The organism is Micromonospora sp. NPDC000207, assembly GCF_040300925.1.
In the GTDB taxonomy this organism is placed as follows: Bacteria; Actinomycetota; Actinomycetes; order Mycobacteriales; family Micromonosporaceae; genus Micromonospora.
On the sequence record NZ_JBEPEQ010000141.1, the window covers coordinates 1 to 12,110 of the forward strand.

The following is a 12,110-nucleotide window of genomic DNA, read 5'->3' on the forward strand; positions in this document are numbered from 1 at the left end:
CTCGGCCAGCGCGGCGGCCAGTTCCGCTTCGGCCTCGGCCGCGCAGGGGGCGGAGAGGGCGGCGGCGGGGGTGTGCACGGGCAGCGGCCACACCCGCCACAGGACGGTCTCGAAGGTCATGCCCGAGCCGGAGGTGTGTGTGCGTACCTGCGGGATCAGCCCCAGTTCCCCGGCGACGACGGCCTCCCCGGCGAGCAGCGCGGTGCCGGTGAAGTCGCCGGGGCCGGGCAGTCCGCGTGGGTCGCCGGGCGCGGGCAGCACCAGCCGGATCTCGTCCGGGGAGAGCCTCGCCAGGGTGGGCAGCGCCTGGGAGAGCGGGACGTCGGTCCAGGTGCCGGGGGCGTCGGCGACGAGGTGCTCCTCGTCGCCGGCGATCGCGTCGGCGACGTCGTCGTAGGGCACCAGGCCGGCCCGCCACGCGCGGACCCAGGCCACGAACCGGCTGGACCGGCGCGGGGCAAGGGTGTCTGCGCCCGTTGCTGGGGTGGACATGCAGCAAAGGGTACGTGGTGAGCGCCGTCTGTGTCTCGACTGCGGTGAGCAGGTACCGGTCCACGGCACCTGCGTCGAATGTCCGACGTCGTAGGGTTTCTACGGGCTGCGCCGTCGGGTGGGCGGCGCGTCGTGGCCAGGTGGTCTCCGACGTCGGGTTACCGTGATCGACATGGGGCGGCGATACGGCGAGGACGTGTTGGCGGGCGACTGGCGGCGACGCCGGACCACCCCGGAGGTCGACGCCGACCCGGATCTCGTGGTCGAGGACGCCGACTCCGGCTTCTGCGGGGCGGTGGTCGGGTTCGACTCCGGCGCCGTGGTCCTGGAGGACCGGCACGGTCGACGACGTAACTTCCCGCTGCTCCCGGCGGCCTTCCTGCTCGACGGCCGACCGGTGACCCTGCGCCGACCGAAGGCCCCCGCGATCCCGGCCGCCCGGCGGCGGACCGCCTCCGGGTCGATCGCCGTGGACGGGGTACGGGCGCAGGTCGCCAAGGCCAGCCGGATCTGGGTCGAGGGGATCCACGACGCCGCTCTGGTCGAGCGGATCTGGGGCGACGACCTGCGGATCGAGGGTGTGGTGGTGGAGCCGCTGGACGGGATCGACGCCCTCGACGCCGAGGTGCGCGACTTCGTCCCCGGCCCGGCGCGGCGGCTCGGCGTCCTCGTGGACCACCTGGTCCCGGGCAGCAAGGAGAGCCGGATCGTGGCCCGGGTCGACTCGCCGTACGTGCTGGTTACCGGTCACCCGTACGTCGACGTGTGGCAGGCGGTGAAGCCGTCGGCGCTGGGTATCGCGGCGTGGCCGGTGGTGCCGCCGGGTCAGCCGTGGAAGGAGGGAGTCTGCGCGGCCCTCGGTGTCGCCGATCCGGCCACCATGTGGCGGCACGTCCTGTCCCGGGTGGACAGCTTCGCCGACGTGGAGACCCCTCTGATCAACGCGATGGAGCGCCTGATCGACTTCGTCACGGAACCCGCCGACCCCGCCGACCACGAGGGCTGAGCCCCGGCGGCGACCGCCCCGGCCCCGCACCCGACCCGGCCCGGTCCGGCCCTTCACCCGGTCCGGCCCCGCACCCGGTCAGGGTGCCTCCTCCGGGGTGCGGGTGAAGACGAAGGTGCCGATGTCCAGGGCGCGGGGCCGCCCGTCGGGGTCCCGGAGCACCGTCAGGATCTCCCCGTGCTGCTCCCCGGAGTGGCCCCGCCAGCGGTCCGGCCCCTCCCGGGTGAACCGCAGTTCCGCCGACCCGACCGGACCGGCCAGCAGCTCCTCCCCGGTGGCCCGGACCTCGTACTCGATCCCCATCCACCACCAGCGGCCGGTCAGCTCGGCCGACTCGGGGCGGGGCGGGGCGGTGGCCGGTACCCAGGGGGCGACCGGGGTGGGTTCGGCCTCCAGCACGTCGGTCAGCACCGTCCGGGACAGGCCCCTGAGGGTGGTGCCCCGCAGTCCGTACGAGTTGGCGAAGGCGATCACCCCGGTCCGGGTGGGCCGGTGGACCATCAGGTGGGCGACGTACCCGGGCATCGAGCCGCCGTGCCCCGCGTACACCCGGTCGCCCTGCCGGTAGAGCTCGACGCCGAGGCCGTGGCCCCCGGTCCAGGAGTCCAGGTCCTTGAGGGCCACCGGGTTGCACATCTCGGTGACGGTGGCGGGGGCGAGGACGCCGGGCACCGGGTCGGCCAGGAAGGACGCCCACCGGGCCAGGTCCGTGGCGGTGGACCAGAGCTGACCGGCGGGGGCCATCGCCCCGGTGTCGGTACGGGGTTCCTCCCGCACCGTGTCGTGCCAGGGGTGCACGACGTATCCCCGGGCGTACGGCTCCTCGGGGTGGTAGGTGGTGCGGGTCATGGCCAGCGGGTCCAGGATCCGTTCCCGCAGCAGGGTGGCCCAGCCGGTGCCCCGGGTCCGTTCCAGCACCGCCCCGAGCAGCCCGTACGCGAGGTTGGAGTAGTGGTACGCGTGGTGCGGGGGATAGGCGATCTTGGCGGGGGTGAGCCCGGCCAGAAGGGTGTCCAGGTCGTGGCCGGCGGTGCGTTCCCACCACGGTCCGTCCGGTTCCCGGTGCAGGCCGCTGGCGTGTCCGAGGAGCTGACGGAGGGTGAGTTCGCCCACCGGGCTGCCGGGCAGGTGCTGTTCCAGCCGGTCGGCGAGGTCCAGTCGACCGGCGTCTCGTTCCGCCATGATCAGCACTGCGGTCATGGTCTTGGTGATCGACCCGAGTCGGTACTGGAGGTCGGCGTCGGGGCGGGGGTGTTCTCCGGCGCCGCACAGGTGGGCCAGGGCACCGTCCCGGACGACGCCGAGCAGCAGCGACGGCGCCCGGCCGGTGGCCTGTGCGGTGGTGACCAGGGTGTCCACCCGGCGGGCGGTGTCGGGCAGCAGCGACACGGCGATCCTCCTCGTTGCGTGACCGGTTCGGTACGCCGAAGCGGCCCAGCGGGTCCGGTGACGGCGTTGTCTGATCATGACACTCGGCGGTTGGAGCGCGGACGTGTCACGATTCAGGGGTGGACGCCGTGCTGTGGATCGTGCTGGGAGTCGTGTTGGCGGTGGCCGAGATCTTCTCGGCCACGCTCTTCTTGATCATGTTTTCGGTCGGTGCGTTCGCTGCGGCCGGGGCTGCGGCGCTGGGTGCGCCGGTGGCGGTGCAGGCGGTGGTGTTCGCGGTGGTCTCCGCGCTGACCACCCTCCTGGCCCGGCCGACGATCCAGCGGCACCGGCGCAGTGCGCGGGAGACCGGTGACCAGCCCTTCGGTGTCGAGGCGTTGGAGGGGTCAGACGCGCTCGTCCTCGAGCAGGTCGACGTCGACCGTGGCATGATCAAGATCGACGGCGAGTTGTGGAGCGCCCGCTCCTACGACGCCACCCAGGTCTTCGCGCCCGGTGAACGGGTGCAGGTGATCAAGGTTCAGGGTGCCACCGCCCTGGTGTGGCGGGACGACATCACGCCCGGAAGGCAGCTGCCGGAGGCGGAGGGGTGAGTCGATGGAGATCCTCCTGACGGTGGTCGCGGTGGGCCTGGTCGGTGCCGCCGTCCTGTTCTCCGCCGTGCAGCGGGTCCCACCGGGCTCACCGTGACGACGCCGCGCAGCGTGATCGGTGCCCTGGACCTCCAGTCGGCCCTGACCAGCCGGGGGGAGATCTCCCGGCAGCTGTTCGGGTCCTGGAACAGACGGCGGGTCGATGGGGGATCACAGTGACCCGCGCCGACGTTGTAGCCGTCGAACCACCACCCACGATGACGATTCAGGGTGACACCGGGACGGGCGGGGAGTTCGCCTCCCCCACCGGAGTGCCCCAACGGAAAGGTGAGTGAATGGAAGTCATTATCCCGGTCCTACTGATCGCGTTCGCGCTGATCGGGGTGATCACGCTGGCGAAGTCGGTGCGGATCGTCCCGCAGCAGCGGCAGGACGTGGTGGAGCGGCTGGGCCGGTACAAGCGCACCCTCAACCCCGGGCTGAACATCCTGGTGCCCTTCGTCGACGCGGTGCGTACCAAGGTCGACATGCGCGAGCAGGTGGTGAGCTTCCCGCCCCAGCCGGTGATCACCTCCGACAACCTGGTCGTCTCGATCGACACCGTCCTCTACTTCAAGGTGGTCGACTCGGTCCGGGCGACCTACGAGATCTCCAACTTCCTCCAGGCCATCGAGCAGCTCACCGTCACCACCCTGCGGAACGTGATCGGTTCGCTGGACCTGGAGCGGGCGCTGACCAGCCGGGAGGAGATCAACAGGCACCTCTCCGGTGTGCTCGACGAGACCACCGGTCGGTGGGGCATCAAGGTGACCCGGGTCGAGATCAAGGCGATCGAGCCGCCCCCGAGCATCCGCGACTCGATGGAGAAGCAGATGCGCGCCGAGCGGGACCGCCGGGCCGCGATCCTCAACGCGGAGGGGCACAAGCAGTCGCAGATCCTCTCCGCCGAGGGTGAGAAGCAGGCCGCCGTGCTGCGGGCCGACGGTGACCGGCAGGCCCGGATCCTGCAGGCCGAGGGTCAGGCCAAGGCCGTGCGGACCGTCTTCGACGCGATCCACAAGGCCAACCCGAGCCAGAAGGTGCTGGCCTACCAGTACCTCCAGGCTCTGCCGCAGATCGCCAACGGCACCGCCAACAAGGTCTGGATCGTGCCGACCGAGCTGACCCGGGCCCTGGAGGGCATGGGTGGCGCGCTCGGCGGGCTCAGCCAGATGGTCGGCGACGCGCCGACCAAGGAGGCCTCGCAGACCGCGAGCGAGGTCGAGCGGGAGGCCGCCGAGGCCGCCGAGGCCGCCGCTGCGGCGGCCCAGGAGATCCACAACGAGGTACGGGTCGCCGAGGCGCAGGCCTCCGGTGGCAAGAACGCCCCGCAGGGGCTGCCGGCCCCCGAGCCGGTCTCGGCGCAGAGCCTGGTCGGCGACCCGGGTCTGACCCATGACCTGGGTGGTCTGGTCCACGACCCGGCCCACCAGCAGCACTACGACCAGCACGAGCAGTACGAGCACCAGCAGCACGAGCACCAGCAGTACGAGCAGCAGCAGCGGCACCCCCGCCGCTGACCGCATCCGTCCCGCCTCGGGGCAAATGCGAGAAACACTCATCTGGCGCCCCGGTGCCTGCCACGATCGGTCTGAGAAGGCGGATTGGTGAGCGGGCGTCGGGGCGCCGGTGCGTCGGCGTACCGCACGGTGAGTGAGGTGACGCATGAAGGATCCGGCGAACAGGCTGCACTCGTCGTCCCGGGGCGGCGCGCACGACCCGGTCGGCCCACTGGGCACCCGGCGTACCGGAGGTGGGTTCGGGGTCCTGCCGTTCCTCGTCGAACCCACCCCGACCTTCCCGGCCACCGACGCCACCTGGGCGTGGTCGCTGCGCAGGTTCGCCCGCGCCGCCGTGTGGCTGCTGCCCGCGTACGCGATCCTCTACGGTCTGGTCGCCTGGGCCAGTGACGGCGGAGTGGGCAACGACCCCTACCCGGCCGACGGCCGACCGCTGTACCTGATCGGCTGGGTGGCCGCCGTCTGGCTCGGGCTGCTCGCCCTGCTGGCCCTGGCCGGGCTGCTGGTCGCCACCCGCAGTCGCCGGACCGCCGCCGCCGGACTCCTGGTCGGCCTCGCCGGTTCGGTCCTGATGCTGCCCTTCGCCGGGCTCGCCGAGCAGACCCCGGTCTTCGGCACCACCGCCCGGTCGTTGGTCCTGGTCGGGGCCGCCTGCTACAGCGTCGGCTGGTTTCTCACCGGCTGGGCGGTGGCCCGGTCCGGCGCGTTCAGCTACGGCGACGGGATCCTGCTGATGATCGCCGCCCCGCTGCTCGGCCTCGGCGGTGCGCTCGTCGGACCGTTGCAGACCTTCGGGGCCCTCTTCGTCCTGATCGCCGGTATCGGCATCGGATACCGGTCCGGGCGATTGGTCCCGGCCGCCATCGCCCGCGACGCGGCCACCGCCAGCGTCCCCACCACCCCGCCCGCCGCGTGAAGCCTTCGCGCAGGTGGGGTGAGGTGGACGACACATCGGGTCCGAGGGTGGTCGGTAAGCCGATTTCGTGGCAATGCTGGACCATGCCGTCATCCCGGACGCCCTCCTCCCGGTCGCCGCTGTCCCGCCTGCTCACCGCCCTCCTCGCCGGTGTGCTCGTCGGACTCGTCGTCGCGGCCGTCGCGCTCCCGGGTAACCTCCTGTTCGGGTTCGCCGCCCGGTCGGCGCTCGGGGCGTACCAGGACCTGCCCGACATGCTCGCCACCCCGGCCACCCCGCAGCGGTCGTACCTCTACGCCAGCGACGGCACCACCCTCATCACCACCTTCTACGACGTCAACCGCACCGACGTGCCGCTGACCGAGATCGCGCCGGTGATGCGGCAGGCGATCGTGGCCGCCGAGGACCGCCGGTTCTACGACCACGGCGGGGTCGACCTGCGGGGGATGGCCCGCGCCCTGGTCTCCAACGTCACCGACGGCACCACCCAGGGCGGCTCCACCCTGACCATGCAGTACGTCCGCAACGTGCTCAAGAACGACCCCAACCTCACCGCCGAGGAGCGGCGGGCCGCCACCGAGCAGACCGTCGGACGCAAGATCCAGGAGATCCGGTACGCCAACTCGCTGGAACGGGAACTCGGCAAGGACGAGATCCTCAACCGCTACCTCAACATCGCGTACTTCGGCTCCGGGGCCTACGGCGTCGCCGCCGCGAGTGAGCGCTACTTCGGCAAGCCCCCGGCCGACCTGACCCTCGCCGAGGCGGCCCTGCTCGCCGGGCTGGTCCAGTCGCCGGAGGCGTACAGCCCGATCGACGGCGACCCCGAGGCCGCGCTGGCCCGCCGGGCGTACGTCCTCGACTCGATGGCCGCCACCGGCGTGATCACCGCCGAGGAGGCCGCGCAGGCCAAGGCCGAGGAGTTGAAGCTCGACCCGACCGGGCAGCCCAACGGGTGCACCGCCGCCCCGGACGGCGACGACACCGGGTGGGGATTCTTCTGCGACTACCTGCGGCAGTGGTGGCTGACCCAACCGGCCTTCGGCGACACCGCCGAGGAGCGGGACCAGGCGCTGCGCCGGGGCGGATACACCGTCGTTACGACCCTCGACCCCGACGTCCAGGCCACCGCCCAGCAGCAGGCCACCTCCGTCTACGACTACGACAACGAGCGCGCCCTGCCGATCGCGGCCGTCGAACCGGGCACCGGCAAGGTCCTCGCCATGGCCGTGAACCGGCACTACAGCGTCGACGCCAACCCCGACGGGCAGGCCAACCACCCCAACACCGTCAACCAGCTGGTGGCCGGTGGGGGCGGCGTCGAGGGATACCAGGCCGGATCCACGTTCAAGCTCTTCACCATGCTCGCCGCGCTCGAGAACGGCCGTACCCTCTCCACCGGCTTCGACGCACCCACCCGGCTGCCCACCCGCTACCCGGCCGACTCCGGCGACGCCACCTGCGACGGCCGGTGGTGCCCGGCGAACGCCAACCCCGCCTGGATGGACGGGTACCGGATGATGTGGGACGGTTTCGGCCGGTCGGTCAACACCTACTTCGTCTGGCTCGCCGAGCAGGTCGGGCAGGACAAGGTGGTGGAGATGGCCCAGCGACTGGGCATCACCTTCCGCTCCGGCGCCGACGCGGACTTCGCCGAGAACAACGCGGCGGACTGGGGCTCCTTCACCCTCGGCGTGGCCGCCACCACCCCGCTGGACCTGGCCAACGCCTACGCCACAGTCGCCGCCGAGGGCGTCCACTGCGCGCCGACCCCCGTCGAGTCGGTCACCACCCCGGACGGCACCCGCCTGCCCGTCGGTGACCCGACCTGCGAGCGGGTCCTGGACGCCGACGTGGCGCGGGCCGCCACCGACGCCGCCCGCTGCCCGGTGGGCCAGCAGTCCGCCTTCGGCCAGTGCAACGGCGGTACGGCCACCGCCGTCAACAGCCTCCTCGACGGCCGTCCGGCGGCCGGTAAGACCGGCAGCTCGGAGCGGGCCGCCACGGAGAGCTTCGTCGGGTTCACCCCGCAGGTGGCGGTGGCCGGCATCGCCGCCAACCCGGACGACCCCACCGACTCGGTCGGTGCGGCCGTCCAGGCCCGGGTCATCTCCGGCGTCGCCAGGGTCATCGCCACCGCAGTCGACGGCGAGGAGGTCGCGCAGTTCACCGCTCCGAGCCGGGACCTGGTCGGCATCCCGACTCGCCCGTCCCCGCGTCCGGCCCCTCGCCCGAATCCCGGGCCGGAGTCGACTGACGAGTCACAGACCCAGCGCGCCGACATCCTGCGCTGGCTCCAGGGCCGCCGAGGCTGACCAGATCGCGGGACGGGTTGAACCGGACCGGTCCGGTGGCCGTCGGACAGGGCGACACCCCTGTCTGGAGGACGACGTGACTGATCCGTGGAACACCGACCAGCTATTTCCGGAACTGTACTACGACGAGGATGATTACGCAGCGATTCTGGCGCCGTTTACAGGCGAGCAGAACGAGATGATGCACAGGGTGTCGGGCGAGCCGGTGAACCAGCCGCAAAATGACCGAGCGGCCTACATCGCCGCCCTTGACGCACTTCCTGAAGGTCAACTACCCAGACAGGCGAGGAAGCCCATCGCGTGGCCGCATTCGGTTTATGCTGCTGCTCTCGACGCCTTTCCTGTGGGTGAGTTACCCAAATTTCATCAGTCGGTGGAGGTTCCCGGTTATGCCGTTCCTGTTCCCATCGGCATTTTTTTGAGCACTCTTCGAAGCAAGGGTATTGTGGGGGCGAATGTCGGTCAGGATTTGGTGGATGCGTTGGGGCGGCATGGTCAGGTTTTGGAGCCGGATCCCGCTGATTCGACGAGAGTGAAGCTTCCATGGACGGGGAAGCACATTACGTGGCCGCAGTCAGTTTATGCTGCTGCTCTCGACCTTCTCCCTGTGGGTGAGTTACCCAAAGTTCATCAGTCGGTGGAGGTTCCCGGTTATGCCGTTCCTGTTCCCATCGGCATTTTTTTCAGGACTCTTCGAAGCAAGGGTATTGTGGGGGCGGGTGTCGATCCGGCGTTGGTGGATGCGTTGGCGCGGCGTGGTCAGGTTCTAAATCCGGATCCCGATGATCCGACGAAGGTGAAGCTTTCGGCGTCGGGGAAGCACATTACGTGGCCGCAGTCAGTTTATGCTGCTGCTCTCGACCTTCTTCCTGCGGGTGAGTTACCCAAATCTTGTCAGTCGGTGGAGGTTCCCGGTTATGCCGTTCCTGTTCCCATCGGCATTTTTTTGAGCAACCTTCGAAGCAGGGGTATTGTGGGGGCGAATGTCGGTCAGGTTTTGGTGGATGCGTTGGGGCGGCGTGGTCTGGTTTTGGTGCCGGATCCGGCTGATCCGACGAGGGTGAAGCTTCCGCTGGCGGGGACGCGCACTGAGTGGCCTCACTCGGTTTATGCTGCTGCTCTTGGTACCTTTCCTGCCGGCAAGTTGCCCAAAAAGCGTGAGAAGGTGAAGCTTTCCGGTCATGACGTCCCCGTTCCCATCGGCACATTCGTTAGTGATCTTCGATCGGTGGGAATTGTGGGGGCGAATGTCGGTCCGGTGTTGGTGGAGGCGTTGCGGCGGCATGGTCAGCGTCTGGAGCCGCATCCCACGAGGGCCGGGAAGGTGCGGCTCGTCCGGGACGTCGATGGTGCTGCTACTCATGTGGTGGCTGCTATGGCGGGTCCTCGTGCCCCGGGGCAGGAGGGCTTCGCCGGCCGTGACCGGTCTGGGTCACCGGGGCCGCAGTCGAAGCGGGCCAGGGTCCTGGATTCAGAGCAGGCGATGGCCGGACTCGGTAGGTAATCGTGCCTCGGTGTCGGGGTACGGCCTGGAGTGCAGAGCTAGGTACAGCTGATCTTGCAGAGGTGCGCACTGCGTGTTCGTCGTCAGCAGGTGACTGAGGGTGAGGCGGCACGGGAGCGGGGGGAGTGGTGCGACGGTGGATGCAGCGGTGCGGGCTCCGCTGGCGTGGCGCAGGTTTCGATGCTACGTCGGTTTCCGGCGAGCCACGCGCCGAGCGCTGCCTGGGCCTGATTTCAGGCGTCAGATTCAGCGGTTCGCCGGGGTCGTCCGGGTCGTCGCCGCTGTAGTCGACGGCGAGGAGGGCGTGGGGTTCACCGTTCCGAGCTGGGACCTGGTTGGCATCCCGACTCGCCCGTCCCCGCGTCCGCCCCCTCGCCCCGGGGCGGAGTCGACTGACGAGTCGCAGACCCAGCGCGGCGACATCATGTGGTGGCTTCAGGGCCGTCGGGGCTGACTTGATCCGTGGCGGATTGAACCGGACGGGTCCGGTGGCCGTCGGACAGGGCGACACCCCTGTCTGGAGGACGACGTGACCGATCCGTGGAACACCGACCAGCCATTTTCGGAACTGTATTTCGACGAAGATGAGTACGTAGCGAGTCTGGCGCCGCTGACGTCCGCTGAGCTGTCGTCAGTGGGTGGGTATGGGGAAGGTCTGGACCCGTTTGCAGGCGAGCAGAGCGAGATGATGCTCGGGGTGTCGGGCGAGTCGGTGAACCAGCCGCAAGGCGACCGAGCGGCCTACATCGCTGCCTTTGGCGATTTTTCTCAAGGTCAACTATCCGGACATGGGAAGGCGGTCGAGGATCCCGGATTCTTCGATCCTGTGCCCCTCGGCAATTCCCTGAGTTCGGGGCGGCCCGGTCAGCCCTCGCAGCCGGATGCCGGTGATTCGGCGAGGGTGAAGCTTCCGCTGACGGGGAAGCGTACTATGCGGCCTCAGTCGGTTTATGCTGCTGCTCTCGATGCTCTGCCTGAGGGCGAGTTGCCCGAAAGGGGGCGGACAGTGAAGGTTCCCGGTCATGACGATCCTATTCTCATCGGCTCTTTTCTGAACAATCTTCGATACAGGGGGATTGTGGGGGCGCGTGTCGAGCCGGTGCTGGAGGCTGCGTTGGGGCGGCGTGGTCTGGTTTTGGTGCCGGATCCGGCTGATCCGACGAGGGTGAAGCTTCCGCTGACGGGGAAGCGTACTATGCGGCCTCAGTCGGTTTATGCTGCTGCTCTCGACGCCTGCCCTGAGGGTAAGTTGCCCAAAAGTGGTGAGACGGTGAAGGTTTCCGGTTACGCCATTCCCGTCCCCATTGGTGATTTTCTGAAAAGTCTCCGATACGTGGGGGTTGTGGAGGCGAATGTCGGTCAGGTTTTGGTGGATGCGTTGGGGCGGCGTGGTCTGGTTTTGGTGCCGGATCCGGCTGATCCGACGAGGGTGAAGCTTCCACCGGCGGCGGGGGATGCCAGACATTCTCGCTATGCTGCTGCTCTCGACGCCTGCCCTGAGGGTAAGTTGCCCAAAAGTGGTGAGACGGTGAAGGTTTCCGGTTGCGCCATTCCCGTCCCCATCGGTGATTTTCTGAAAAATCTCCGATACGTGGGGGTTGTGGAGGCGAATGTCGGTCAGGTTTTGGTGGATGCGTTGGGGCGGCATGGTCTGGTTTTGGAGCCGGATCCGGCTGATCCGACGAGGGTGAAGCTTCCACCGACGGGGAAACGCATCGTGTGGCCTCCCTCGGTTTATGCTGCTGCTCTCAATGCCTTTCCTGCGTATGAGTTGCCCAAAAGTGGTGAGACGGTGAAGGTTTCCGGTTGCGCCATTCCCGTCCCCATCGGTGATTTTCTGAGAAGTCTCCGATACGTGGGGGTTGTGGAGGCGAGTGTCGGTCAGGTTTTGGTGGATGCGTTGGGGCGGCGTGGTCTGGTTTTGGAGCCGGATCCGGCTGATCCGACGAGGGTGAAGCTTCCACCGACGGGAAAGCGCATTATGTGGCCGCATTCGGTTTATGCTGCTGCTCTCGACGCCTGCCCTGAGGGTAAGTTGCCCAAAAGTGGTGAGACGGTGAAGGTTTCCGGTTGCGCCATTCCCGTCCCCATCGGTGATTTTCTGAAAAATCTCCGATCCGTGGGGGTTGTGGAGGCGAATGTCGGTCAGGTTTTGGTGGATGCGTTGGGGCGGCGTGGTCTGGTTTTGGAGCCGGATCCGGCTAATCCGACGAGGGTGAAGCTTCCACCGACGGGAAAGCACATTATGTGGCCGCATTCGGTTTATGCTGCTGCTCTCGACGCCTGCCCTGAGGGTAAGTTGCCCAAAAGTGGTGAGACGGTGAAGGTTTCCGGTT

8 protein-coding genes and 1 pseudogene are annotated in these 12,110 nt (G+C 68.7%); 7 read left to right on the forward strand and 2 right to left on the reverse strand.

Going from position 1 to position 12,110, the window contains the following annotated elements; translation table 11 throughout:
* Nucleotides 1–492 (reverse strand): Rv1486c family protein (locus tag ABT336_RS24545; protein WP_502891257.1); only part of this gene is annotated, 492 nt, incomplete at its 3' end.
* Nucleotides 493–664: 172 nt separating this feature from the next.
* Here ABT336_RS24545 and ABT336_RS24550 point away from each other — a divergent pair.
* Nucleotides 665–1,498 (forward strand): DUF3097 domain-containing protein, encoded by an 834-nt coding sequence (locus ABT336_RS24550; RefSeq protein WP_350899492.1) that lies wholly within the window; start codon nucleotides 665–667, stop codon nucleotides 1,496–1,498.
* Nucleotides 1,499–1,576: 78 nt separating this feature from the next.
* Here ABT336_RS24550 and ABT336_RS24555 read toward each other — a convergent pair whose 3' ends face one another.
* Nucleotides 1,577–2,887 (reverse strand): serine hydrolase domain-containing protein, encoded by a 1,311-nt coding sequence (locus tag ABT336_RS24555; protein ID WP_350899493.1) that lies wholly within the window; start codon nucleotides 2,885–2,887, stop codon nucleotides 1,577–1,579.
* 119 nt (nucleotides 2,888–3,006) lie between these two features.
* On the opposite strand from ABT336_RS24555, the gene ABT336_RS24560 reads away from it, so the two are divergent.
* The 6 genes and pseudogenes from ABT336_RS24560 to ABT336_RS24590 form a co-directional block, all read left to right on the forward strand.
* Nucleotides 3,007–3,480, forward strand: coding sequence for an NfeD family protein (locus ABT336_RS24560; protein ID WP_350899495.1), 474 nt, complete (start codon nucleotides 3,007–3,009; stop codon nucleotides 3,478–3,480).
* Nucleotides 3,481–3,815: 335 nt separating this feature from the next.
* Nucleotides 3,816–4,901, forward strand: a pseudogene (locus ABT336_RS24570) (SPFH domain-containing protein); the annotation flags it as partial.
* 283 nt (nucleotides 4,902–5,184) lie between these two features.
* Entirely contained in the window at nucleotides 5,185–5,955 is a 771-nt protein-coding gene (locus ABT336_RS24575; RefSeq protein ID WP_350899497.1) for a hypothetical protein, read from the forward strand.
* An 83-nt stretch (nucleotides 5,956–6,038) separates the two neighbouring features.
* Complete coding sequence (locus ABT336_RS24580; protein WP_350899499.1) at nucleotides 6,039–8,270, forward strand: transglycosylase domain-containing protein; 2,232 nt, start codon at nucleotides 6,039–6,041, stop codon at nucleotides 8,268–8,270.
* Nucleotides 8,271–8,346: 76 nt separating this feature from the next.
* On the forward strand, nucleotides 8,347–9,774 hold the full coding sequence (locus ABT336_RS24585; protein ID WP_350899500.1) for a hypothetical protein: 1,428 nt from the start codon (nucleotides 8,347–8,349) through the stop codon (nucleotides 9,772–9,774).
* A gap of 529 nt (nucleotides 9,775–10,303) precedes the next feature.
* Nucleotides 10,304–12,110, forward strand: a 1,807-nt coding sequence (locus ABT336_RS24590) for a hypothetical protein (protein ID WP_350899502.1), incomplete at its 3' end; no start/stop codon positions are given.

What these genes read in the sequence shown, in the direction of transcription:
- ABT336_RS24575 (WP_350899497.1), top strand. Translation starts at nt 5,185, where the DNA reads ATGAAGGATCCGGCGAACAGGCTGCACTCGTCGTCCCGGGGCGGCGCG.
- ABT336_RS24580 (WP_350899499.1), top strand. Translation starts at nt 6,039, where the DNA reads ATGCCGTCATCCCGGACGCCCTCCTCCCGGTCGCCGCTGTCCCGCCTG.
- ABT336_RS24550 (WP_350899492.1), top strand. Translation starts at nt 665, where the DNA reads ATGGGGCGGCGATACGGCGAGGACGTGTTGGCGGGCGACTGGCGGCGA.